At 62.1% G+C, this 24,216-nt stretch carries 20 protein-coding genes; 2 read left to right on the top strand and 18 right to left on the bottom strand.

Going from position 1 to position 24,216, the window contains the following annotated elements:
• Positions 1-6: 6 nt before the first annotated feature.
• Both yjeH and AB5Y68_RS17305 read right to left on the bottom strand, forming a co-directional pair.
• Positions 7-1,287, bottom strand: a complete 1,281-nt coding sequence (yjeH, locus tag AB5Y68_RS17310; protein WP_039039438.1) for an L-methionine/branched-chain amino acid transporter — start codon at positions 1,285-1,287, stop codon at positions 7-9.
• Positions 1,288-1,412: 125 nt separating this feature from the next.
• Complete coding sequence (locus tag AB5Y68_RS17305) at positions 1,413-2,705, bottom strand: HAAAP family serine/threonine permease (protein ID WP_368207406.1); 1,293 nt, start codon at positions 2,703-2,705, stop codon at positions 1,413-1,415.
• Between the two features lie 495 nt (positions 2,706-3,200).
• Here AB5Y68_RS17305 and AB5Y68_RS17300 point away from each other — a divergent pair, with 495 nt between their 5' ends.
• Positions 3,201-4,106 (top strand): LysR family transcriptional regulator, encoded by a 906-nt coding sequence (locus AB5Y68_RS17300; RefSeq protein WP_039039436.1) that lies wholly within the window; start codon positions 3,201-3,203, stop codon positions 4,104-4,106.
• Between the two features lie 106 nt (positions 4,107-4,212).
• The gene (locus AB5Y68_RS17295) at positions 4,213-5,604 is read left to right on the top strand and encodes an MATE family efflux transporter (protein ID WP_039039435.1); all 1,392 of its coding nucleotides are present in this window, start codon (positions 4,213-4,215) and stop codon (positions 5,602-5,604) included.
• 81 nt (positions 5,605-5,685) lie between these two features.
• Here the strand turns inward: AB5Y68_RS17295 and accA are convergent, their stop codons facing one another.
• The 16 genes from accA to tsf form a co-directional block, all read right to left on the bottom strand.
• Positions 5,686-6,636: an acetyl-CoA carboxylase carboxyl transferase subunit alpha gene (accA, locus tag AB5Y68_RS17290; RefSeq protein WP_039039434.1), complete on the bottom strand. Its 951-nt coding sequence runs from the start codon at positions 6,634-6,636 to the stop codon at positions 5,686-5,688.
• Positions 6,637-6,652: 16 nt separating this feature from the next.
• Positions 6,653-10,132, bottom strand: a complete 3,480-nt coding sequence (gene dnaE / locus AB5Y68_RS17285; protein WP_039039451.1) for a DNA polymerase III subunit alpha — start codon at positions 10,130-10,132, stop codon at positions 6,653-6,655.
• 53 nt (positions 10,133-10,185) lie between these two features.
• Positions 10,186-10,776 (bottom strand): ribonuclease HII, encoded by a 591-nt coding sequence (gene rnhB, locus AB5Y68_RS17280; protein WP_368207403.1) that lies wholly within the window; start codon positions 10,774-10,776, stop codon positions 10,186-10,188.
• Positions 10,777-10,854: 78 nt separating this feature from the next.
• Positions 10,855-11,994, bottom strand: coding sequence for a lipid-A-disaccharide synthase (lpxB, locus tag AB5Y68_RS17275; RefSeq protein WP_039039432.1), 1,140 nt, complete (start codon positions 11,992-11,994; stop codon positions 10,855-10,857).
• Complete coding sequence (lpxA, locus tag AB5Y68_RS17270; RefSeq protein WP_010673415.1) at positions 11,987-12,778, bottom strand: acyl-ACP--UDP-N-acetylglucosamine O-acyltransferase; 792 nt, start codon at positions 12,776-12,778, stop codon at positions 11,987-11,989. Before lpxA ends, lpxB begins: the two co-directional genes overlap by 8 nt.
• Before the next feature lie 2 nt (positions 12,779-12,780).
• On the bottom strand, positions 12,781-13,242 hold the full coding sequence (gene fabZ, locus AB5Y68_RS17265) for a 3-hydroxyacyl-ACP dehydratase FabZ (protein ID WP_010673414.1): 462 nt from the start codon (positions 13,240-13,242) through the stop codon (positions 12,781-12,783).
• Positions 13,243-13,266: 24 nt separating this feature from the next.
• Positions 13,267-14,286: a UDP-3-O-(3-hydroxymyristoyl)glucosamine N-acyltransferase gene (lpxD, locus tag AB5Y68_RS17260; protein ID WP_368207401.1), complete on the bottom strand. Its 1,020-nt coding sequence runs from the start codon at positions 14,284-14,286 to the stop codon at positions 13,267-13,269.
• A 3-nt stretch (positions 14,287-14,289) separates the two neighbouring features.
• Complete coding sequence (locus AB5Y68_RS17255) at positions 14,290-14,802, bottom strand: OmpH family outer membrane protein (protein WP_029313943.1); 513 nt, start codon at positions 14,800-14,802, stop codon at positions 14,290-14,292.
• A 147-nt stretch (positions 14,803-14,949) separates the two neighbouring features.
• On the bottom strand, positions 14,950-17,373 hold the full coding sequence (gene bamA / locus AB5Y68_RS17250) for an outer membrane protein assembly factor BamA (RefSeq protein WP_039039431.1): 2,424 nt from the start codon (positions 17,371-17,373) through the stop codon (positions 14,950-14,952).
• Between the two features lie 34 nt (positions 17,374-17,407).
• Entirely contained in the window at positions 17,408-18,760 is a 1,353-nt protein-coding gene (gene rseP / locus AB5Y68_RS17245) for a sigma E protease regulator RseP (RefSeq protein ID WP_039039430.1), read from the bottom strand.
• A gap of 76 nt (positions 18,761-18,836) precedes the next feature.
• Complete coding sequence (ispC, locus tag AB5Y68_RS17240; protein WP_039039429.1) at positions 18,837-20,033, bottom strand: 1-deoxy-D-xylulose-5-phosphate reductoisomerase; 1,197 nt, start codon at positions 20,031-20,033, stop codon at positions 18,837-18,839.
• 67 nt (positions 20,034-20,100) lie between these two features.
• Positions 20,101-20,958 (bottom strand): phosphatidate cytidylyltransferase, encoded by an 858-nt coding sequence (locus AB5Y68_RS17235; RefSeq protein WP_039039428.1) that lies wholly within the window; start codon positions 20,956-20,958, stop codon positions 20,101-20,103.
• A 27-nt stretch (positions 20,959-20,985) separates the two neighbouring features.
• Positions 20,986-21,762 carry a polyprenyl diphosphate synthase gene (gene uppS / locus AB5Y68_RS17230; protein ID WP_039039427.1) on the bottom strand — a complete coding sequence of 259 codons (777 nt, stop codon included), beginning with the start codon at positions 21,760-21,762 and terminating at the stop codon, positions 20,986-20,988.
• 72 nt (positions 21,763-21,834) lie between these two features.
• Positions 21,835-22,392: a ribosome recycling factor gene (gene frr / locus AB5Y68_RS17225; RefSeq protein ID WP_010673406.1), complete on the bottom strand. Its 558-nt coding sequence runs from the start codon at positions 22,390-22,392 to the stop codon at positions 21,835-21,837.
• Positions 22,393-22,487: 95 nt separating this feature from the next.
• The gene (pyrH, locus tag AB5Y68_RS17220; protein WP_010673405.1) at positions 22,488-23,222 is read right to left on the bottom strand and encodes a UMP kinase; all 735 of its coding nucleotides are present in this window, start codon (positions 23,220-23,222) and stop codon (positions 22,488-22,490) included.
• A gap of 71 nt (positions 23,223-23,293) precedes the next feature.
• Entirely contained in the window at positions 23,294-24,175 is an 882-nt protein-coding gene (gene tsf / locus AB5Y68_RS17215) for a translation elongation factor Ts (protein WP_010673404.1), read from the bottom strand.
• Between the last annotated feature and the right edge of the window lie 41 nt (positions 24,176-24,216).

Raw genomic sequence — 24,216 nt, 5'->3', positions numbered from 1 at the left:
CGGGAGTTACTTGATGGCGCAGACACCCTCATCGGACGCCGAGCGGCGGCGTCTGCGCCGCCACAGGGAGAAGCCGCCATACCCCAGGCTCAGCACGACGGCATAGAGCACCTGGGTGGCGAGGGCCAGCAGCACCAGGGTGCAGAGCAGCACGCTGAGGCCCGCCAGCCCCTTGCCGGTCCCCGACAACAAGCGCCAGCCGGCCGCCATGCAGAGCAGATAGACCAGCACGAAGTTGCCATTGGCGTAGCGGATCAGCGCATCGAGGGGCAGACGCAGCCAGAGGATCAAGGTGATGGAGACGAAACAGATGGCGAGCACCCAGGCAAGGGCATGCAGGGGAGCGCCCCGGGCCGAGAGGCGAGAGAGGGAGACCGGCAGTTTGCCCTCCCGCGCCATGCTCCAGATAAGGCGCGCAAAACCTTGCAGGTAGATGTTGATGCTGGCGAAGCAGGAGAGATAGCCCAGCACCGCCACCAGCCACTTGGCGGTGGGGCCGAACAACAGGGAGAGCAGGGCCGGAATGGCGGTGGCATTGGTCGCCTCGTCCCCGTAGAGGCCATATTTGAGCACCACCAGCGAGTGCACCCAGTAGATGAGCCCCGCCAGCAGCACGCCCCCCAGCAGGGCAAGGGGGTAGTCCCGCTCTGGCCGCTTGAACTCCTCCCCCATGTGGGCGAAAGCCTCGAGCCCCACGAAACACCAGAACATCACCGCCAGCGCCGAGCCCATGGCGGGCCACTCGCTCGCCGTTGGCAGAGGCTGGGCGGCATCGCGCCAGCTGAGATCCCCCTTGACCCAGATAAGCAGGGTGAGCCCCAGAATGGCCAGGGCGATCAGCAGTTGCAGGTTGCCGGAGGAGCGCGCTCCCCGCAGCCCCAGCAGAAAGACCCCGAGCAGGGTGAGCAGCTGGATGCCCCAGAGGGTCCACTCCCCCATGTCGAACAGGGCGTGCCAGAAACCGGCGGCGATGGTGAGGGCGGCAGGCAGGCCCACCGGCAGCACCGCCAGAAACAGGAAAGCGGAGAAGCGCTCGGCGCCGTTGCCAAAGGCGAGGCCAATCAAATGGGGGGCGCCACCCGCGTGGGGATAACGCCGCCCGAGGCGGGCGAAGGTAAAGGCGATGGGCAGCACCAGGGCAATCAGCAGCAACCAGGCCCAGAGCGACGCCCCTCCCGCCAGCGAGGCGGCGGTGGCCGGTACCACGAAGATCCCGGTACCGAGCAGGGAGGTGGCGAGCAGCCCCATCCCCTGCCAGAGCCCGAGATCCTTTTTCAACCCAGACATATCCTGTTGTCCCGTCTAGAAAAACATCCCGCCATGTTAGGCCGCCACCACCGCTTTGTTAAGCATTTGTGCCCATAAAAAAACCGCCCCGGGGGGCGGCTTTCTCACAGGGATGAACGCTGTCATCAGGCAATCAGCTTGTAGATGATACCGGACATGGCGATGAGGCCGATGAGGGTGACGAAGCCGTTGCTGAGGTTGCCGGCATATTTGCGCATGGCCGGTACCTTGGCGATGGCGTACATCGGCATCAGGAAGAGCAGCATGGCGATGATGGGGCCGCCCAGATCTTCAATCATGCCGAGGATGCTCGGGTTGATGGTGGCCACGGCCCAGGTGGTCAGGATCATGAAGACCGCGGTCACCTTGTTCAGCTGCTTGACGTCGACGTTCTTGCCCTTCTCGCGCAGGGACTTGGCCATCAGGCCGTTCATGCCCTCTTGCGCACCCAGGTAGTGACCCAGGAAGGACTTGCTGATGGCAACCATGGCGATGAGCGGTGCCACGGTGGCGATCACCGGGTTGTCGAAGTGGTTGGCCAGGTAGGAGAGGATGGAGATGTTCTGCTCCTTGGCCGCCGCCAGGTCAGCCGGGGAGAGGCTCAGCACGCAGCTGAACACGAAGAACATCACTGTCATCACCATCATGACGTGGGCGCCCAGCAGGATGTTGCTGCACTTCTTCTCGGCGTTGGCGCCGTAGCGGCCTTTGTTGTCCACCGCGAAGGAGGAGATGATCGGGGAGTGGTTGAAGGAGAACACCATCACCGGGATGGCCAGCCACAGGGTCTTGATGAAGTCGCCGTTGAAGGCCTCACCCAGCGCCGGGGCTTCGGTGATGATGGCACCGTTCCAGTGCGGGATCAGGTAGACCGCCAGGCCCATCAGGGTGACCACGAACGGGAAGACCAGCACGCTCATCGCCTTGACGATGACCTGGCCGCCCAGGCGAACGATCGCCATCAGACCCAGGATCAGCACCAGGGAGAGGATGGCACGGGGAGGTGCCGTCATGCCCAGCTGGTGCACCATCAGGCTCTCGACGGTGTTGGTAATGGCCACGGAGTACATCAGCAGGATGGGGTAGATGGCGAAGAAGTAGAGCAGGGTGATGAACTTGCCTGCGGTCTTGCCGAAGTGCTCTTCCACCACCTCGGTGATGTCGCCGTCACGGGTGGAGCCGGACAGCACGAAGCGGGTCAATCCACGGTGGGCGAAGAAGGTCAGCGGCAGGGCCAGGATCAGCATGGCGACCAGCGGCCACAGGCCACCGACACCGGCATTGATCGGCAGGAAGAGGACACCGGCGCCGATGGCGGTACCGTACAGACCCAGCATCCAGACCACGTCGGCCTTGTTGATGCCACGGGAGGAGGCTTTGCTCAAGCTGCCTTCAATTGCAATGTTCATGTCAGACATAGGGGTGTTCCTGTCATCAAGGAAAGTGGGATCTTAACTTGTCAGTGGGCCTGGGCCCGGTTCCTTTCCCTGGAACTCCAGCTATTCGTCCTGTTTGTTCCTCCGCCCCGGCCATCCGGCCGCCACTCCCTGTGGCAACCTGATTGCAACAAACACGGGCGGGGAGTCGTAATACAGAGGGGATCGTGCTCGCTCGTTAACAACGGGATAACGCTCACCTCATCCGATGAGATGACTCTAGTTAAAAGGCACTATTAATCACAGCGTTTTTTTGAATTAATCAACCAAAGTTTGATTGGAATCGCCTTTCCGTCGCTTCAGATCACACTTGAATCGCCATATTGCGATTTTTTTTTAACATATAAACTTTTTGGTGTGATCCACCTCACCTTGAGATGCGCAACAATTTTGTCACAACCCCCTCATTGCCCCCCGATTGTCTCCCGTCGCCCCATGGCGTACCCTTTGTGTCCGCCCCTTTTCTGCGTACCGACCATGACCCTCTCCCGCACCGATCTCGCCGAGCTGGCCGTGTTTGCCGCCGTCGCCCGTCACCGCAGTTTCAGCAAGGCCGCCCTCGAGCTCGGGGTCTCCGCCTCGGCCCTGAGTCATGCCCTCAAAGGGCTGGAGAGTCGCCTGGCCGTCAGGCTGCTCAATCGCAGCACCCGGGCCGTGGTGCCGACCGAGGCGGGCGAACGGCTGCTGGCCCAGGTACTGCCGACCCTGGGGCAACTGGAGGCGGCGCTGGCGGAGCTGACGCGCCACGCGGGCGAACCCGTGGGCAGGCTCAGGCTCTGTGCCCCCCGAGCCGCCATCCAGGAAGTGCTGGCCCCGGTGCTCATCGACTATCTGGTGCGCTACCCGCGCATGCAGGTGGAGGTGGAGGAGCTGGAGCTGATGCCCCGCCTCATCGAGGATGGCTACGACGCCGCCCTCTTCTACGGCGACCTGCTGCCCCAGGAGATGATCTCGGTTCCCCTGGGCCCGCAGCAGCGCTATCTGGTGGTGGGCTCCCCCGACTATCTGGCACGGCGTGGCACCCCTCGCCACCCCTCGGATCTGCGCCAGCACGACTGCATCGGTTATCGGCTCACGCCCCATCACCACTATCGCTGGGCCTTTGCCGCCGAGGGGGAGCTGCTGGAGATCGAAGTGACGGGCCCGCTCACCACCAGCACGCCTGCGCTCTACCTGGGGGCGGCCGAGGCGGGGCTCGGGCTCGCCTACTGCCATGAAGGGGAGGTGTTCGACGCCCTGGCATCGGGGCGGCTGGTGAGCGTGCTGGATGACTGGAGCCCCAGCTTTGCCGGGTTCAACCTCTTCTATCCGGGCCGGCACCAGCTGGGGCAAGGGCTGCGAGCCCTGATCGACATGCTGAAGGAGTATCACAGGATCCGCTGATTGATGAAATACATTCAGCAATTCATCAAATGAAAGCCTGATTATCAATTAATCCATAAGAAACTAGACTGTCTGCTCGATTCCGGCCCTTTTCCCGAGTACAGATATGTCCGCCTACTTCCGCCTGCGTCAACGGGCCATGGCCCGCCGTTTCTGGGGCTATGCCCTCCCCTCCGTCATGGCCATGCTGGTCTCCGGCGCCTACTACCTGGTGGACGGCATCTTCGTCGGCCACTACGTGGGGGCCGCCGGCCTTGCCGGTATCAACCTGGTCTATCCGGTCATCATGGTGCTCATCGGCCTCGCCGCCATGATCGCCATGGGGGCCGCCACCGCCATCTCCTTCCAGCAGGGCGCCAGGAACCTCGCTCTGGCCCGCCAGGCTCTGGTCAGCGCCCTCTGGCTGCTGCTGATCCTGGGCACGGTAGCGCCGCTGCTGCTGCACCACTGGCACACCGATATCCTGCAGGCCCTGGGAATGGCCCCCGGCACCGACACCTGGCAGCAGGCCAGCGACTACCTCACCTGGATTGGCGGTGGCACCCTGCTGCTCGCCAGCAACCTGGCGGTGCCCTACCTGCTTCGCAACGACGGCCGCCCTCGCCTCGCCATGGTACTGGTGAGCGGCGGCGCCCTCCTCAACATCCTGCTCAACTACATCATGGTGGGCCGGCTCGGGCTCGGCCTCACCGGCACGGCCCAGGCCACCCTCCTCTCGGAGGCCATGGTCAGCCTGCTCGGCCTGGGGTACTTCTTCACCCGCCACGCCCGGTTGCGGCTGACCTGGCGCCAGCTGGTGCCCCGCTTCCCGGCCATGCCCGGCCTGCTCTTCACCGGGCTGCCGAGCCTCATCGCCCAGTTCAATCTGGGGCTGCTGTTGCTGCTGCACAACAGCCAGCTCATGGTGCACGGCACGGTCAAGGATCTGGCGGGCTTCACCGTGGCGGGGTACACGGAGGCGGTCTTCATCGTCATCCTGCAGGGACTGGCGTTTGGCATCCAGCCCCTGGTGAGCCAGGCAGCCGGGGCCGGGCGCCATCGCGACCTCCAGTTCCTGATGGCGATGGGGCTCAAGATCACCCTGGTCTATGGCCTGGGGGTCTGGCTGATTGTCCAGCTGCTGCCGCAGCCGGTCGCCATGCTCTACACCGGGGATCAGGACGCAGAGCTGCTCGCCGCCGCCATCAGCAGCCTGACCCTCAACCTCGCTGCCCTGCCCCTGGAGGGGATCGTCATGTTCGGCATCGTGCTGTTGCAGGCCATGGCCCGCACCCGCCAGGCCCTCGTCATCTCCGTGGCCAAGACGGTGCTGCTGCTGCCCCTCATCTTCCTGCTGCCCCTCTGGTGGGGGCGCGACGGGGTCTTGATGGCCCAGCCCGCCACCGTGCTGCTGCTGACGCCCCCCCTGTGCTGGCAGCTGTGGCGGGAGTGGCGGGCCCTGAGCCCTGCCGGAGGGCGTGCTTCCGCCCCCATGCACCGGGCGTTGACCGCCCCCTGAGGCCCGCCCCGGCGTCCCCCCACAAACGTCGCCCATAAAAAAAGTCCCCGCATGCGGGGACTTTTTATTGGAAGCGGCAGATCAGCAGTAGCCGTAACCCAGCAGGCGCTGGTAGCGCAGCTCCAGCAGTTGCTCGCTGTCGAGGGGGCGCAGGGCATCCAGATCCTGCTTGATGCGCGCTTTCAGGAGCTTGGCCATCTTCTCCACGTCGCGGTGGGCACCGCCGAGGGGCTCCTCGACGATGTTGTCGATGAGCTTCAGCTCCTTCAGGCGCTGGGCGGTGATGCCCATGGCATCCGCCGCCACCGAGGCCTTCTCGGCGCTCTTCCAGAGGATGGAGGCGCACCCTTCCGGGGAGATGACGGAGTAGGTGGAGTACTGCAGCATGTTGACGCGATCGCCTACACCGATGGCGAGAGCGCCGCCGGAGCCGCCTTCACCGATCACGGTGCAGACCACCGGCACGGTCAGGCCGGCCATGACTTTCAGGTTGCGGGCGATGGCTTCGGACTGGCCACGCTCCTCGGCACCCACGCCGGGGTAGGCACCCGGGGTGTCGATGAAGGTGATGATCGGCATCTTGAAGCGCTCGGCCATCTCCATCAGGCGCAGGGCCTTGCGGTACCCTTCCGGACGCGGCATGCCGAAGTTGCGCTTGATCTTCTCCTTGGTCTCGCGACCCTTCTGGTGACCGATGATCATCACGGGCTCGCCGTCGAGACGGGCGATGCCGCCGACGATGGCCTTGTCATCGGCATAGGCGCGATCCCCGGCCAGCTCGTCGAAATCGGTGAAGATCTGCTCGATGTAGTCGAGGGTGTAGGGGCGCTGGGGATGACGTGCCATCTGGGATACCTGCCAGGCACCCAGATCGCCGAAGATCTTCTTGGTCAGCTCTTCGTTTTTCTTCTCCAGCCGGCGAATGTCTTCGCTGAGATCCACGGCACTGTTGTGCTCGCTCACATGGCGCAGTTCATCGATCTGTGCCTGCAACTCGGCGATCGGCTGTTCAAAATCCAGAAAAAGACTCATAGGGACAATAGATCCTCTAATCAAAAACCAATTCAACCCGCTCTCGTCCAAGCAGGACTCGCAAGTCATCTATCAGTTGATCGGTGGGCGTCACCCGCCACTCGGTACCGAGCGTCAATCGTACCCGGGAACCGGGGCGACGATAGTTTACCTGAACCGGACAGACTCCGGCACGGGCGGGCTCCAAAATCTCGCACAAACGCGGGAAAAAGCGCTCGTCAATGCGTTGTTCATCGAGGGAGATGCGGATTGCCCTGGCAAAACGCTCCCTCGCATCGTTGATATCCAGCAACTCGCGGGCCGACATTTTAAGGCCACCGGAGAAGTCATCAAAGCTGACCTGTCCAGAAACCACTAAAATACGGTCTTTTTGCATCAATTCTTCGTATTTTTCCAGCGCTTCACTGAAAAGGGTCACATCCAGACGGCCGGATCTGTCGTCCAGGGTGAAGATCCCCATCTTGTTGCCGCGCTTGGTCACCATGCTGCGCGCCGCGATCACCAACCCCGCCGCCGTGGTCACCGTATCCCGGGAGGTGGGATGCAGATCGCACAGTCGGCCCGAGGTGTAGCGCCGCAGCTCGCTGCTGTACTGGTTGATGGGGTGACCGGTGAGGTAGAGCCCGAGGGTCTCGCGTTCCCCTTCCAGCCACACCTTGTCGGGCCAGTGCGGCACGTTGGCGAACGCCTTCTTGACGTCGTCGATCTCTTCGGTGAGCACACCGAACATGTCGACCTGCCCCACCGCCTGGGCCTTGGCGTGCTGCTCGGCGGCGCGCATCGCCTCCTCCAGGGTCGCCATCAGGGCGGCGCGGTGGGGGCCGAGCCTGTCCATGGCGCCGGAGAGGATGAGCTTCTCCATCACCCGCTTGTTGAGCTTCTTGATGTCGACCCGGTTGCAGAAATCGAACAGGTCGCGGAACGGACCGTCCCGATCCCGCGCGTCCAGGATCGCCTCGATGGGCCCTTCCCCTACCCCCTTCACCGCGCCGATGCCGTAGACGATGTGGCCGTCCTCGTTGACGCTGAAGCGGTAGCGACCGGTGTTGACGTCCGGCGGGATCACGGTCAGCCCCATGCGCTGACACTCGTCCACCAGGGTCACTATCTTGTCGGTGTTGTCCATATCGGCGGTCATCACCGCCGCCATGAACTCCGCCGGGAAATGGGTCTTGAGCCAGAGGGTCTGGTAGGAGACCAGCGCATAGGCAGCGGAGTGGGACTTGTTGAAGCCGTAGCCCGCAAACTTCTCCACCAGATCGAAGATCTTCATCGCCAGTTCGCCGTCGACGCCGTTCTTGACCGCCCCCTCCTCGAAGCCCGCCCGCTGCTTGGCCATCTCTTCGGGTTTTTTCTTGCCCATGGCCCGACGCAGCATGTCCGCGCCACCCAGGGTATACCCCGCCAGGGTCTGGGCGATCTGCATCACCTGCTCCTGGTAGAGGATGATGCCGTAGGTGGGCTCGAGTATGGGTTTGAGGCTCTCGTGCTGCCACTTCTCGTCCGGGTAGGAGATGGCCTCCTTGCCGTGCTTGCGCTCGATGAAGTTGTCCACCATGCCCGATTGGAGCGGGCCCGGACGGAACAGGGCCACCAGCGCGATCATGTCTTCGAAGCAGTCGGGCTGCAGCCGCTTGATGAGGTCCTTCATGCCGCGGGATTCGAGCTGGAACACCGCCGTGGTCTCGAAGCGCTGCAAGAGGGCGAACGACTTCTTGTCATCGATGGGGATGGCGGCGATGTCCACCGGCGGCTTGCCCTCTTTGGCAAGACGGGGGTTTATCATGCCAAGGGCCCAATCGATGATGGTGAGCGTTCGCAGCCCCAGGAAGTCGAACTTCACCAGGCCCGCGTACTCCACGTCGTTCTTGTCGAACTGGGTGACCGGGTGATGCCCCTCGTCGTCGCAATAGAGCGGCGCGAAGTCGGTGATCTTGGTGGGCGCGATCACCACGCCACCGGCGTGCTTGCCGGCGTTGCGCACCACCCCTTCCAGGCGGCGCGCCATGTCGATAAGGTCCTTGACCTCTTCGTCCTGCTCGTAGAGCTCGGGCAGCTTGGGCTCGGCTTCGAACGCCTTGGCCAGGGTCATGCCGGGGTCGGGCGGGATCAGCTTGGAGATGCGATCGACAAAGCCGTAGGCGTGGCCCAGCACCCGGCCGACGTCCCTCACCACCGCCTTGGCTGCCATGCTGCCGAAGGTGATGATCTGGGATACCGCCTCCCGGCCATACATCTCGGAGACGTGATCGATCACCTCGTCGCGCCTGTCCATACAGAAGTCGACGTCGAAGTCGGGCATGGAGACCCGCTCGGGGTTCAGGAAACGTTCGAACAGCAGGTCAAATTCCAGCGGATCGAGATCGGTGATCTTGAGGGCGTAGGCCACCAGCGACCCCGCCCCCGAGCCCCGGCCCGGACCAACGGGGATGCCGTTGTCCTTGGACCACTGGATAAACTCCATCACGATGAGGAAGTAACCCGGGAAGCCCATCTGGTTGATCACTTTGAGCTCGATGTCGAGACGCTCGTCATACTCGGGACGACGCTCGGCCCGCACCGCCGGATCCGGGAACAGGAATTCGAGCCGCTCCTCCAGTCCTTCCTTCGACTTCATGACCAGGAAGTCCTCGGTGGTCATGTCGCCGGTGGGGAAATTGGGCAGGAAATACTCGCCAAGGCGCACCGTCACGTTACAGCGCTTGGCGATCTCCACCGTGTTTTCCAGGGCTTCCGGGATGTCGGCAAACAGCTCCGCCATCTCCTCCTGACTGCGCAGGTACTGCTGGGGGCTGTAGCGGCGCGGTCGGCGCTTGTCCATCAGGGTGTAGCCGTCGTGGATGGCGACCCGGATCTCGTGGGCATCGAAGTCATCGGCGGTGAGGAACACCACCTCGTTGGTGGCCACTACCGGCAGTTCGAACTCGGTGGCAATGGCCACCGCCATGTGCAGGTAAACCTCTTCATCGGGGCGGCCGGTACGCAGCAGCTCCAGGTAGTAGGCATCCGGGAAGTGGGTCTGGTAGAAGGCGAGGCAATGCTCCACCATCTGGCGGTTGCCCTTGAGCAGGAACTTGCCCACATCCCCCTCGCGCCCGCCGGAAAGGACGATCACCCCCTTGGCATGTTCGCCAAGCCAGGCCTTGTCGATGACGGGGCGCCCCTGCACATGACCGCGCTGATAGCCGCGGGAGATGAGCAGGGTGATGTTCTGGTAGCCGTCGTTGTCCATGGCGAGCAGGGTGAGGCGGAACTGCTCGTCCCCAAGCTCGTCGCTCTGCACCCAGAAATCCGCCCCGACCAGGGGCTTGATCCCCTTGCCGTGGGCAGAGCCGTAGAAGCGCACCAGGCCGCACATGTTCATCTGGTCCGTCAGGGCCAGGGCCGGCATGTTGTTGGCGGCGGCAGCGGAGACGATGGGACCGATCTTCTGCAGGCCGTCGACCATGGAGAAGTCGGAGTGCACCCTCAGGTGGATGAAACGGGGATCAGCCATGGTCACGCCCTCTCATTGCGCAAGCAGAAATCGTTCAGACAGATCGGCATCGGTTATTCGATCCCCAGGGCGCGGCGCACCGGCTTGAAGCTCTGACGGTATTCGGGCAGCGGGCCCCGTTCGGCCAGAATGGCGAGGTGCTCCGCCGTCGGGTAGCCCTTGTGGCGGGCGAAACCGTACTCGGGATGGCGGCTGTCCAGCTCGGTCATCTCGGCGTCCCGGGTCACCTTGGCGAGGATGGAGGCGGCGCTGATGGCGACCACCAGGCTGTCACCCTTGACCACGGCGCGGGCCTCCATCGGCAATCTGGGGCAACGGTTGCCGTCGATGAAGACCAGCTCGGGCGTCACCTTGAGCCCCGCCACGGCGCGCTGCATCGCCAGCATGGTGGCGTGCAGGATGTTGAGCTCGTCGATTTCCGCCGGGCTGGCGCGGCCGATGGCATAGGCCAGCGCCTTCTCTTTGATCTCGCCAAACAGGGCGAGCCGCTTCTTCTCGGAGAGCTTCTTGGAATCGGCGAGGCCAAGGATGGGATTGGCAGGATCCAGGATCACCGCGGCGGTGACCACGTCACCCACCAGGGGGCCGCGACCCACTTCGTCCACCCCGGCAATCAGCTTGTCTTCGGGAATATCGATCGTCATCTCATAGCCTTGAATCAAAACCGGCCCCGCAGGGCCAGTATCAGCACAACATCACGCCTGACACACAGGCAGAGCCCACTAGCGTTCCAGCAGCGCGGCAACCGCTTCCGCTGCCTGCACATCCGCATTGCAGCGGATCTTCTCGTGCAACCGGGTGAAGGTGGCGATGAGCTCGCTGTTGTCATGGTCCAGCAGCTTGCTCACCTCTTCCACCAGGTTGGCTGGGGTGCACTCGTGCTGGATGAGCTCGGGCACCAGCATCTTGTCCGCCAGCAGGTTCGGTAGGGAGACATAATCCGTCTTCACCAGCCACTGGGCCAGCAAGTAGCTGAAGGGTTTGAGCTTGTAACCGACCACCATGGGCTTTTTCACCAGCATGGCCTCGAGGGCCGCGGTGCCGGAGGCGAGCATCACCACGTCGGCGGCAATCATGGCCTCGCGGCCCTGGCCGTCCAGCAGCACCATGTCGAGCTCCGGGGCCACCTCGGCCTTGATGGCGAGGAACTGCTCGCGCCGTTTCTGGTTGACCAGAGGCACGATGAAACCGAGATCCGGGTTGTGCACCGTCAGGTGCTTGCACGCCTCGAGGAAGACCGGCGCCATGAAGCCCACTTCCGCCGTGCGGCTCCCCGGCAGCACCGCCAGCCAGCGACGGGCGGGATCGATGCCGAGGGCCTCGCGCACCGCCCCTTGATCCGGCACCAGCGGGATGTCGTCTGCCATGGTGTGGCCAACGAAGCGACAGGGGGCATCGAAACGGTCGTAGAAGGCTTTCTCGAACGGCAGGAAGGCGAGCACCATGTCGGTGGCGGCCTTGATCTTGTGAATGCGGCCCTGACGCCAGGCCCAGACGGAGGGGCTGACATAGTGGACCGTCTTGATACCGGCGCGGCGCAGTTTCAGCTCCACCCCGATATTGAAATCCGGTGCATCCACACCGACGAAGATGTCGGGGGGATTGGCGATGAAGTGGCGCAGCAGTTCGCGGCGCACCTGGAGGATGCGGGGCAGACGGCCCAGCACCTCGGTGATGCCCATGACGGAGAGCTCCTCCATCTCGAACAGCGCCTTCACGCCGAGAGCCTGCATCCGCGGCCCGGCGATCCCTTCGAACTGCGCATCCGGGTAGCGGGCTTGCAGTTCGCGCACCAGCCCTGCGGCCAGGATGTCGCCGGAGGTCTCTCCGGCGACGATGCCGATGCGAATGGGATCAGGCACGGATGATCCCGCGCTCGTTGTCCTTGAGGAAATCCACATAGAGCTGGATGGCCGGTTCGCTCTGGGCCATCTCGCTCAGCACGGGCAACACCTCTTCAATGGTCTTGCCGGAGCGGAAGATCTCCTTGTAGGCGCGCTTGACGGCAGAGATCGCCTCGGCGCTGAAGCCACGACGACGCAGGCCTTCGGAGTTGACCCCGAACGGCTTGGCGTAGTTGCCGGCGGCCATCACGTAGGGCGGCACGTCCTTGTTCAGGGCAGCGCAGCCGCCGACGAAGGCGTGGGAGCCGACGCGGCCGAACTGGTGAATGGCAGACAGACCGCCGAAGATCACGAAGTCACCGATGTGCACATGGCCCGCCAGGGTGGCGTTGTTGGCGAAGATGCAGTTGTCACCGATGATGCAGTCGTGGGCCACGTGAACGTTGACCATGAACAGGTTGCCGCTACCCACCTTGGTCAGGCTCTGGTCCTGGGTGGTACCGCGGTGCACGGTGCAGTTCTCGCGAAACACGTTGTTGTCGCCGATCTCGAGGAAGGTGCGCTCGCCGGCGTACTTCTTGTCCTGGCAATCCTCACCGATGGAGGTGTGCTGGAAGATCTTGTTGCCGCGACCGATCTTGGTCGGGCCCTTGATCACCACGTGGGAGCTCACCCAGGTGTTGTCACCGATTTCCACCTCGGCACCGATGACGGTGAAGGGGCCGATTTCAACCCCTTTGCCGATGACGGCAGACTCATGGACGATGGCGGTGTCGTGGATGATGGCAGTCTGATCGATCACGGTTATACCTCGCGCTTGGCGCACATCAGTTCGGCAGTACAGACCACTTCACCGTCGACGGTGGCGACACCGGTGAACTTGGCGATGCCGCGACGCTCCTTCAGGAACTCCACATCCAGCACCAGCTGATCGCCGGGGCCCACCGGGCGCTTGAAGCGGGCATTGTCGATGGAGGCAAAGTAGTAGAGCTCGTTGGGTGACGGCTTGCCCACCATGGTGAAGGCCAGGATACCGGTGGCCTGGGCCATGGCTTCCAGGATCAGCACGCCGGGGAAGACCGGCTTGGCCGGGAAGTGGCCCTGGAAGATCGGCTCGTTGAACGAGACGTTCTTGATGGCGCGCAGGGTCTTGCGCTCATCGCTGATCTCGTAGTTTTCCACCTTGTCCACCATCAGGAACGGATAACGGTGGGGCAGCAGATCCATGATTTCCTGGATGCCCAGGCTCTTCTTTTCAGTAGTCAAAACAGTACCCTATACCAATCGTGATTATTCTTGATCCAGCTTTTTCTCAAGCTTGCTCAACCGCTTGTGCATCTCTTCGATACGCATCACCCGGGCGGCGGTCTTGCGCCACTCTTTATTGGTTTGCAGGGGGATGCCGGAAGAGTAGATACCGGGCTCGGTGATGGGACGCATCACCATGGCCATGCCGGTGACGGTGGCCTGGTCGCAGATCTCCATGTGCCCGTTAAAGACGGAGGCACCACCAATGATACAGTATTTGCCGACCTTGAGACTACCGGCCATCACGGTGGAGCCCGCCACGGCAGTGCCGTAGCCGATCTCGACGTTGTGGGCGATCTGGCACTGGTTGTCGATGATGACGTTGTCAGCGATGCGGGTATCTTCCAGCGCACCGCGGTCGATGGTGGTGCAGGCACCGATCTCGACCCGGTTGCCGATGGTCACGCCACCGAGCTGGGGGATCTTGATCCACTCGCCGCGCTCGTTGGCATAACCGAAACCGTCTGCCCCAATCACGGTGCCGGCCTGTACCAGACAGTCCGTGCCCAGGGTCACGTTGTGATAGAGGGTAACGTTGGCCCACAACCGGGAGCGCGCTCCCAGTCGGGTATCCTTGCCAACGAAACAGCCCGGGCCGATGTGCACATCGTCACCCAGCACGACGCCGGATTCGATCACCGCATTGGCCCCGATGGCCACTCTCTCGCCCAGTTGCACGTCCGCCGCGATAACGGCGCTCGGATGGATATCCATGGCCGGCTGCGGGGTGGTGTCCAGCAGTTGGGCAACCCGTGCAAAGCCCACGTAGGGGTCCTTGAGCACCAGGGCGTTGGTGGGGCAAAACGGCAGGTCTGCCTCGGTAATGAGCACGGCAGTGGCCTTGCTCTGCTCCAGAAAATGCCGGTACTTCTTGTTGGACAGGAAGGCTATCTCCCCCTCCCCGGCTTTTTCCAGTGTCGCGACCTTGCGAATTTCCCGGGTCCCATCCCCATGGACCTCGGCCCCCAGTTGCTGGGCCAGCTGTGCGAGAGTGAATGCCATCAATTAGTTGCTCTTGCTAACCTGAGAAATAACCTGGCCGGAGATGTCCAGCTTGCTGGCTGCATACGGGGCGGCGTTGCGCTCCAGCACCAGATCGTAGCCATTGCTCTTGGCGATGGCGTCGATGGCAGCCTGCACCTTGGTCAGGATCTTGTTGCGCTCTTCGGACTGACGGCGACCGTTGTCCTGTTCAAACGCCTGACGCTTCTGGTTGAATTCCATTTGCAGCTTGGCCAGCTTCTCCTGGCTCTGCTTCTTCTGTTCGGCGCTCATGAAGGCTTCGTCCTTCTTGAACTTCTCGACCAGTGCCTGACCGTCGGACTCCAGCTTTTGCAGTTCACGCATGCGCGGCTCGAACTCGCCCTTCAGCTTCTTGGCAACGGCTTCACGCTGGGGCAGCTTTTGGAAGACTTCGCCCATGTCGACCACGGCAATCTTGGTCTCAGCGAAGGCAGAACCCATGCCGGCAGCCATCAGTGCAAAGCTCAAACCAGCTACTTTCAACGCTTTATTCACACTTACTCCTTGGTCCCTCGGTCGAGGGCTACCTGATTTACCTGATTGTGCAAGCGATCCACGAGATCGTCTTGTTACCTGGTGAGGCACGCAAACGCGCGACCCATCATGCTTCCCCCCGCCATGGCGGGGGGGCGTCCGCTCCCCTTAGAAGGTACGGCCGATGTTGAAGGAGAAGACTTCGGTGTCGTCCCCTTCGTATTTCTTGATTGGTCTTGCCAGCACGAACACCAGCGGGCCCATGGGAGAGAGCCACTGCAGCGACAGACCGGTCGACATCCGGATGTTGCTCGGGTCGGAGTAGTCCATCAGATAGTTGCAACCACTGAAGCAACGGTTCTGATACTGGCTGTAGTCGAAGTGGGTATCCCACACGGAACCGGCGTCGATGAAGAAGCTGGTCCGCAGCTGGGGCTGATAGGTCTCGGAGGCAAAGGGCGTCGGCACGATCATTTCCACCGAGGCCACCGCCAGGGCGTTGCCCCCGACCGAGCTGTCGGTGCCCTGGATCACGTCGTTGCCGCCCAGGTTGTAGTAGTAGAGCGCCTTCGGACCCACGGTGTTGCTCTTGAAGCCACGCAGGGTGTCGAAGCCACCGGCGTAGTAGTTCTCGAAGAACGGCAGGACGTGCTCGTAGTCGCCATTGCTGCCGTAGCCGTCGCCGTAGGAGGCGCGGGCCTTGGCCAGCATGACCCACTTGTGGTCGGCATCAAACGGGAAGTAGTGAGCATCTTCGGCGTTGAGCTTGAAGTACTGCAGATCCATGCCGGGCACCGTCACCTTGGCGTTCACCCGCTGGCGGTCACCGGAGGTCGGGAACTGACCCTTGTTGAGGGTGGAGCGGGTCCAGCCGGCGGTGACGTCCACGGTGTTGAACACCATGCGGTTGTCGCCATCCAGATTGCCGTTGTAGACCTTCCAGAACTCGTCCACCTGTACATAGGGGTTGGGCTGGGAGAGCTTGTTGTTCTCGTAGCCCAGGCTGAAGTCGAGACGGTTGTTCTCGTTGACCGGGAAGCCGCTGGAGAGACGGAAACCGACGGTGGTGTTCTCGTAGTCCACGATGTTGGCGTCGGCCGCACTGAACTTGTTGTAGTAGAGACGGCCGCCCAGGCTCACCCCGTCCACGGTGAAGTAGGGGTCGTTATAGCTCAGGTCGACGCTCTTGGAGTAGTCGTTGGTGCTGGCGTTGATGCCGATCTTCTTGCCGGTCCCCATGAAGTTGTCCTGCTGCAGACCCGCCTGCAGGCTCAGACCCGACTCGGTGCCATAGCCGATACCGGCGTTGATGGACCCCGCCGGCTGTTCCTTGACCTTGAAGTCCAGATCGACCTGGTCATCGCTGCCCGGCACCCGCTTGGTGTCCACTTCCGCGGTCTCGAAGAAGCCTAGGCGGTTGAGACGGGTCTTGGACTGCTCGACGTTGTCGGAGGAGAGCCAGGTGCCCTCCATCTGGCGCATCTCGCGACGCAGCACTTCGTCCTTGGTGGTGACGTTGCCGCTGAAGTTGATGTTGCGCACATAGACCCGGGGACCCGGCTCCACGTTGACGATGAGCTCCACTTCCTTGGTCTGGTCGTTGATCTGGGGGAAGGTGACCACTTTCGGATAGGCGTAGCCGTAACGGCCGAGGAACTTGGAGAGCACCTCTTCGGTATGGGTTACCTGGCTGGCGGAGTAGACGCTGCCCGCCTCGATGGGGATGAGGCCCTTCATTTCGCCGCCGCGGTCGATGAGGTCGCCCTTGAGCTGGATGCCGGAAACCTTGTACTGCTCCCCTTCCTTGACGTTGAGGGTGACATAGACCCCCTTCTTGTCCGGGGTCATGGAGACCTGGGTGGACTCCTGGGTGAAGCGGATGTAGCCGCGGTCCATGTAGTAGGAGCGCAGCACTTCGATGTCACCGGCCAGCTTCTGCTTCTGGTAGCGCTGATCGCCGGTGAAGTTCCACCAGGGCACGTCGTCCTTGAGGGAGAGCTGGGCCAGCAGCTTCTCTTCCGGGAAGACGTTGTTGCCAACGATGTTGATCTGCTGGATCTTGGCCGCTTCCCCTTCCACGAAGGTGAACTTGAGGTCGACCCGGTTGCGCGGCAGCGGGGTGACGATGGCCTTGACCTTGGCGGAGTACTTGCCCACGCCGTAGTAGAAATCTTCCAGCCCTTTCTCGAGGGAGCTCAGCACGGTGCGATCCAGCGGATCACCCACGCGGATCCCGGAGGATTCCAGGCTCTGGGTCAGTTGCTCTTCCTTGATGTCCTTGTTGCCGGAGAACTCGATGCTGGAGATGGTCGGGCGCTCCTTGACCACCACTTGCAGCACCTGACCGTCGCGATAGACCTTGACGTCCTCGAAGTTGCCGGAGGCATAGAGCTTCTTGATGGCGTTCGCCAGGGACACGGAGTCGACGGAATCACCGACCCGCACCGGCAGATTCAACAGGGCGGCACCCAGGGTCACCCGCTGCAGGCCCTCGACCTGAATGTCTTGCACCACAAAAGAGGCCGGGGCAGCCTGAGCCAGGAAGCTGGCCCCCAGCAGGCAACTCAACACCAATGCTTTTTTAACAGCCATTTTGTTCTTATGTGTCCTTGTTGATGCTCTGGCCTCAGAGGCGAGCGAAATCATTAAACAGCGCAATGCCCATCAGTAACATCAGAATGGCGGCGCCTATCCTGAACCCAACTTCCTGAATTTTTTCCGATACCGGCTTGCCGGTGATCGCCTCGATGAGGAAATAGACCAGATGGCCACCATCAAGCACCGGCAGGGGGAACAGGTTGATGATCCCCAGGTTGACGCTGATGAGCGCCAGGAATCCGAGGAAATAGACCAACCCGTAATCGGCGCTGCTGCCGGCCCCCTTGGCGATGGAGATGGGGCCGCTCAGGTTGTCCAAAGAGACGATGCCACCGATCAGCTTGCCTATCATGTCGAAGGTCAGGGTGATCAGGCTCCAGGTCTTCTGGACCCCATGCCACAGGGCTTGCAAAGGCCCATACTGTAACAGAGTTCGATACTCATCCGGTAATGGAACCAGTTGCGGCGACAAGCCCACAAAACCGACCAGTTGGCCCTTCACTTTCTTCCCGTCCGGGGTCAGGGTCAGGGTCATCTCGCTGCCCCCGCGCTCCACCGTCACCTGCAGCGGCTGCGCCGGTGACTGCTGGACACGCTCGACAAACTGGGCCCATTCGGTGATGGCTTCTCCATCGACCCCCTTGATGCGATCCCCTATCTGAAGGCCGGCCTTCTCGCTGGCGCTCGACGGCACCACGGCCTCCACCACGGGCAGCACCTTGCCACCGAGGGGCACTATCCCGAGGCTGCCAATGGGAGACTCCTTGTCGGGGTCGAATTTCCAGCCTGCCAGCTGCAGGGTCTTGTCCACTGCATAGCTGGTGTTGGCCGCCTTGAGCTTGAGCTGGACCGAGTCATCGCCAAGGTGGCTGATGAGGGCGTAGGTGACGCTCTCCCAGTCACCGGTCTCCTCGCCGCCGACGCCGACGATCTCCATGCCTGGCAGGATGCCGGCCTCTGCCACGATGGAGGCGGGACGCACCTCGCCCACCACGGGTTTGACGCTCGGCACCCCTATCATGAACATCAGCCAGAAGGCGAACAGGGCGAACACGAAGTTCGCCATGGGGCCGGCCGCGACGATGGCCATCCGGGCCCAGACGCTCTTGTGGTTGAAGGCCTGCGCCTCCTCCCCCGGCTTGAGTTCGTCGACCCGGCCATCCAGCATCTTGACGTAACCGCCAAGGGGGATCAGGGCCAGCACGTATTCGGTGCCATCCTTGCCAAGGCGACGCCAGATGGCCTTGCCAAAGCCGATGGAGAAGCGCTCCACCTTGACGCCGCAACGACGAGCCACCCAGAAGTGGCCAAATTCATGCACCGCCACCAGCAGCCCGAGGGCCACGATGAAGGCGCCGATATTCCACAGAAGCCCGCCCATCAGCCGCGTACCTCGCGGTCATGTCCAGTCCTGCGCTCGAGAGCATGGAGAGGGGCTGGCTGCCACCACAGTCCGTTCATACGGCAAGCTCCTTTATCAGTTGCTGGGCACGGGCTCGGGCCGTACCGTCCAGGGCGATGAGATCCGCCAGAGAGCCGGCAGCACTGCTGCCCAGCTCGGCCATGACGGATTCGTTGACTCTGGCAATATCCATAAATCCGATCCGCTCTGCAAGAAAAGCCGCGACGGCCTCCTCGTTGGCGGCATTGAGGGAGGTGGTCGCCCCCTGCCCTTGCTGGCACGCGCTCATGGCCAGTGCCAGACAGGGATAGCGCTCATAGTCGGGCCGGATAAAGCTGAACTCTCCGACACTGAAGAAATCCAAAGGTTCCACACCGGACTCGATCCGTTCCGGATAAGCCAGAGCGTGGGCAATGGGGGTGCACATGTCCGGGTTGCCGAGCTGGGCCAGTACGGAGCCATCCTTGTACTGCACCATGGAGTGAATGACGGACTGGGGGTGGATCACCACCTGGATCTGCTCGGGGGCCGCATTGAACAGCCAGCGCGCCTCGATGTACTCCAGCCCCTTGTTCATCATGGTGGCGGAGTCCACCGAGATCTTGGCCCCCATGGACCAGTTGGGATGGGCAATGGCTTGCGCCGGGGTGACATGGTGCAGTTTACCCACATCGGCATAGCGGAAAGGTCCGCCGGAGCCGGTCAGCAGGATCTTGCTGATCCCCGCCCCGGCCAGATCGCAGAAACCGGGCTGGCGCTGCACGTCGACCGGCAGGCACTGGAAGATGGCGTTGTGTTCGCTGTCGATGGGGAGCAGCTCGGCGCCGTGCTCGCGCACCGCCTCCATGAAGAAGGCGCCGGACATCACCAGCGCCTCCTTGTTGGCCAGCAGAATGCGCTTGCCGGCGCGCACGGCAGCCATGGTGGGTGCCAGACCCGCCGCACCGACAATGGCCGCCATCACGCTGTGGGCATCGGGGTGAGCAGCCACGTCGCACAGGGCTGCCTGACCGGACAACACCCGGGTGGTGCTGCCGTGAGCCTTGAGCCGACCCGCCAGATCACTGGCGGCGCCTTCGTCCACCATGACAGCGAACCGGGGGGAGAATTCGAGACAGTCGCGCAGCATGGCGTCCACGCTGCGGGCAGCGGTCAGCGCCAGCACCTGCCAGCGCCCGGGGTTGTGGCGCAGTACCTTGAGGGTGCTCTGACCGATGGAGCCTGACGCTCCCAGGATCACCAGGTTTTGCATCAAGACTCCTGATTGGGTAACAGACTGATGGAGCGGGACGCTCCCGGGATCATCAGTGCGCGAAACATCAAAACTCCGGACCGAGCAACAGGTAGCTGAGCAGGAAGACGGGCAGCGCCGCCGTCAGGCTGTCGATGCGATCGAGAATGCCCCCATGGCCCGGCAACAGGGTGCCGGAATCCTTGATGCCGGCTTCCCGCTTGAACATGCTCTCGGCCAGATCGCCGAGCACGGAGGCCAGCACCGCCAGCAGGGAACAGAGCAGCACGGTGCCCATCTTGGCAGGCACGAAGCCCATGAACCAGGTCACGCCGATGGCCAGCAGGCTGGCGGTAAACAGCCCACCCAGCATGCCTTCGATGGTTTTACCCGGGCTCACGGCCGGTGCCAGCTTGTGTTTGCCGAACGCCTTGCCGAAAAAATACGCGCCAGAATCTGCCGCCCAGACCAGCCCCATCACGAACAGCAGGATCCAGGCCCCCATCATGGGGTCGTGGTAGAAGTTGTAGCCGCGAATGGCCACCAGGGACCAGAAGAAGGGAACCAGGGTCACCAGACCGAACAGGGATTTGAGCCAGATGGATTCACGCCACAGCCTGGCGCTTTGCGGGTAGCGCAGCACCAGCAGCAGCCCCAGCAGCCACCAGCTGACGGCGGTCCAGAGCACGCCCATCACCAGCGGATGCAGTTGGGGGATCCAGAGTTGCTCCACGGGCACCCAGAACAGGCTGGCCCCCAGCAGCAGACAGAAAACCAGCGGCAACCACTGTTGCGGCTGGGCAGTGACGAAGGCACTCCACTCACGGCTGGCCAGCAGAAAGACCAGGGCGGCGAGCAGGGCAAAGAATTTCAACGGCAGAAAAAACAGTGCCCCCAACACCAGGGGTACTAACAGTAATGCGGTAATAATTCGTTGTTTTAGCAAAAGAAACCTCTCTCTTGGGAGCGGGGTTTAGCCGGTCTGTTGCGCGGCGATCAATTCCCGGATCTGTTCACCCGTACACCCGAAGCGACGCTCGCGAGCAACGAAGGAGGCAACTGCCCCACTGAACTCGGCCTCGTCAAAATCGGGCCACAGGACCGGGGTAAAATAGAGTTCGGCATAGGCGAGCTGCCAAAGGACAAAGTTGCTGATGCGATGATCCCCGCCGGTGCGGATCAACAGATCCACGGGGGGCAGATCAGCCATGCAGACATGACGACCCAATGCCGCCTCATCGACCGCCTCGGCATCCAGTTCACCCGCCGCCACGGCCCGTGCCAGGGTCCGGGCCGCCTGGGCGATGTCCCACTGACCGCCATAGTTGGCGGCGATATTGAGGGTCAATCCCTGATTGTTGGCGGTCAGGGCCTCGGCCTTGGCGATCTTGGCCTGCAGCCGCTCGCTGAAGCGGGCAGTGTCGCCAATCACCCGAAGGCGAATGCCGTTGCTGTGCAACTTGCTCACCTCGCGACCCAGCACCGTCATGAACAACTCCATCAGGGCGTTTACTTCCCCTTCCGGACGGCGCCAGTTCTCGCTGGAAAACGCAAACAGGGTCAGCGCCTCCATCTTGGCACGAGCGGCAAAGGCCACGGCCTCACGCACGGATTTCACGCCCGCCTTGTGCCCGGAAACCCGCATCTTGCCGCGGTTCTGGGCCCAGCGACCATTGCCATCCATGATGATGGCGACGTGACGGGGCAAGGACGAGCTGGCGCTATCGCCTAGCGCTGCCAAAAGCGACATTCATTTCTCCCACAAAGACAAAAGCGCCGTGCAGGGGCACTACACGGCGCTCGTAATATACCTGTCGGAGGCTTAGATTTCCATTAGCTCCTTTTCCTTCACAACCAGGGCGTCATCCACCAGCTTGATGAAGGTATCGGTCAGCTTCTGGATCTCTTCCTGGGCGCGACGGTCGTCGTCTTCGGAGATCTCTTTCTCTTTCAGCAGGGCTTTCAGATCGGCGTTGGCATCGCGACGGATGTTGCGAATGGCAACCCGGGCACCTTCGGCTTCGGCACGGACGATCTTGGTCAGATCACGGCGACGCTCTTCGGTCAGCGGCGGCAGCGGCACGCGCAGAGTCTGGCCGTTGCTGGACGGGTTCAGGCCCAGATCGGAGGTCAGGATGGCTTTTTCCACCGCCTGGATCATGGAGCGATCGAAGATGGAGATGGAGAGAGTACGGGCATCTTCTGCCACCACGTTGGCCAACTGCTTCAGAGGAGTGGCAGCACCGTAATACTCCACCTGGATGCCGTCGAGCAGGCTCGGGTGAGCACGGCCGGTACGGATCTTGGACATCTGGGTCTTCAGCGACTCTACGCTTTTGCCCATGCGGTCCTTGGCGTCGTTTTTAATCTCGTTGATCACAGTGGTTTTCCTTTTGGCGAACGAGCCGACAGGCGGCTCGTATCTATCTTGTTGACTGGCGTAATGGACAAGCGAGCCTGGGGCTCACACTTGCCTTACTTGCTGGCCTGGTGGATCAGGGTACCTTCCGGCTCACCCATGATCACGCGGCGCAGCGCGCCCGGTTTGTTCATGTTGAACACCCGGATCGGCAGATCGTGGTCGCGGGCCAGGGTAAAAGCAGCAAGATCCATCACTTTGAGTTCTTTTTCAAGAACTTCATCATAACTCAGTTCCTGATAGAGCACGGCATCCGGGTTCTTGACCGGGTCATCGGTGAACACGCCATCGACCTTGGTGGCTTTCAGCACGACGTCGGCTTCGATCTCGATACCGCGCAGGCAGGCTGCCGAGTCGGTGGTAAAGAAGGGGTTGCCGGTACCGGCAGAGAAGATCACCACCTTGCCGGCGCGCAGCTGGCTGATGGCTTCGGCCCAGCTGTAGGAGTCGCAGACCCCTTGCAGGGAGATGGCCGACATCAGGCGGGCATTCACATAAGCACGATGCAGGGCATCACGCATGGCCAGGCCGTTCATGACGGTCGCCAGCATGCCCATGTGGTCACCCACCACGCGATTCATGCCTGCCTTGGCAAGGCCGGCACCACGGAACAGGTTGCCGCCACCGATGACCAGACCGACCTGAACACCCAGCTCAACCAGCTCTTTGATCTCTTGGGCCATCCGTTCCAGCACCGCCGGATCAATGCCGAAACCCTCGGATCCTTGCAGGGCTTCACCACTCAACTTCAGAAGAACACGTCTGTATGCAGGCTTGGGATTGGTACTCATGTCACTGATTCCTGGTCATATAAAGACCGCGACATAAGTCGCGGTCTGGGGAAACGGAAAAACCGGTTCGATTAGGCCTTCTGAGCGGCCGCGATCTGGGCTGCTACTTCAGCAGCGAAGTCGGTCTCTTGCTTCTCGATGCCTTCGCCCACTTCGAAACGGGTGAAGGAAACAACGTCCGCGCCTTCTTTCTTCAGCAGCTCGGCAACGGTCATGGAAGGATCTTTCACGAACGGTTGACCAGTCAGGGAAACCTCACCGGTGAACTTCTTCATGCGGCCTTCAACCATCTTCTCGGCGATCTCTTTCGGCTTGCCGGAGTTGATGGCGATGTCGATCTGGATTTCGCGCTCTTTGGCAACGACTTCGGCAGACACGTCTTCCGGTTTGACGAATTGCGGGCTGTTGGCAGCAACGTGCATGGCCAGATCTTTGGCCAGCTCGTCGGTACCGCCAACCAGCTTGGTGATAACACCGATGCGGGAGCCGTGAACGTAGGTGCCCAGGTTGTCACCTTCAACCAGCATCACGCGACGCAGGTTCATGTTCTCACCGATCTTGGCGATCAGGTTGGTGATGGTCAGCTCGACGGACTCGCCGTTGCCGAAATCGGCGGCTTTCAGCGCGTCAACGTCAGCGATTTTCTGGGTAGCAGCGATCTCGACGATCTTCTGACCCATGGCCAGGAAACCGGCATCCTTGGAAACGAAGTCAGTCTCGCAGTTCAGCTCGATCATGACGGCAACGTTGCCTTCGGTACGGGCGAAGATCACACCTTCAGCGGCGATACGGCCAGCTTTCTTGGCGGCCTTGGCCTGACCGGATTTACGCATGTTCTCGATAGCCAGCTCGATATCACCGTTGGCTTCTTCCAGCGCTTTTTTGCAATCCATCATGCCAGCGGCGGTGCGCTCGCGCAGTTCTTTTACCAGGGCGGCAGAAATGTTTGCCATGTCCAGTATCCTCGGTCTTGAATTGACAAGAAACAGGGGCC

This window comes from Aeromonas sp. R6-1 (assembly GCF_040908165.1).
Lineage (GTDB): Bacteria > Pseudomonadota > Gammaproteobacteria > Enterobacterales > Aeromonadaceae > Aeromonas > Aeromonas caviae.
The sequence above is the reverse complement of the archived record's forward strand: the minus strand, read 5'-3'. Positions and strand labels throughout refer to the sequence as shown.

What these genes read in the sequence shown, in the direction of transcription:
- ispC (WP_039039429.1), bottom strand. Translation starts at nt 20,033, where the DNA reads ATGCAAAACCTGGTGATCCTGGGAGCGTCAGGCTCCATCGGTCAGAGC.
- dnaE (WP_039039451.1), bottom strand. Translation starts at nt 10,132, where the DNA reads ATGGCTGATCCCCGTTTCATCCACCTGAGGGTGCACTCCGACTTCTCC.
- uppS (WP_039039427.1), bottom strand. Translation starts at nt 21,762, where the DNA reads ATGTCGCTTTTGGCAGCGCTAGGCGATAGCGCCAGCTCGTCCTTGCCC.
- AB5Y68_RS17295 (WP_039039435.1), top strand. Translation starts at nt 4,213, where the DNA reads ATGTCCGCCTACTTCCGCCTGCGTCAACGGGCCATGGCCCGCCGTTTC.
- AB5Y68_RS17300 (WP_039039436.1), top strand. Translation starts at nt 3,201, where the DNA reads ATGACCCTCTCCCGCACCGATCTCGCCGAGCTGGCCGTGTTTGCCGCC.
- AB5Y68_RS17305 (WP_368207406.1), bottom strand. Translation starts at nt 2,705, where the DNA reads ATGTCTGACATGAACATTGCAATTGAAGGCAGCTTGAGCAAAGCCTCC.
- tsf (WP_010673404.1), bottom strand. Translation starts at nt 24,175, where the DNA reads ATGGCAAACATTTCTGCCGCCCTGGTAAAAGAACTGCGCGAGCGCACC.
- yjeH (WP_039039438.1), bottom strand. Translation starts at nt 1,287, where the DNA reads ATGTCTGGGTTGAAAAAGGATCTCGGGCTCTGGCAGGGGATGGGGCTG.
- bamA (WP_039039431.1), bottom strand. Translation starts at nt 17,373, where the DNA reads ATGGCTGTTAAAAAAGCATTGGTGTTGAGTTGCCTGCTGGGGGCCAGC.
- accA (WP_039039434.1), bottom strand. Translation starts at nt 6,636, where the DNA reads ATGAGTCTTTTTCTGGATTTTGAACAGCCGATCGCCGAGTTGCAGGCA.
- rnhB (WP_368207403.1), bottom strand. Translation starts at nt 10,776, where the DNA reads ATGACGATCGATATTCCCGAAGACAAGCTGATTGCCGGGGTGGACGAA.
- pyrH (WP_010673405.1), bottom strand. Translation starts at nt 23,222, where the DNA reads ATGAGTACCAATCCCAAGCCTGCATACAGACGTGTTCTTCTGAAGTTG.
- lpxD (WP_368207401.1), bottom strand. Translation starts at nt 14,286, where the DNA reads ATGGCATTCACTCTCGCACAGCTGGCCCAGCAACTGGGGGCCGAGGTC.
- rseP (WP_039039430.1), bottom strand. Translation starts at nt 18,760, where the DNA reads ATGGGCGGGCTTCTGTGGAATATCGGCGCCTTCATCGTGGCCCTCGGG.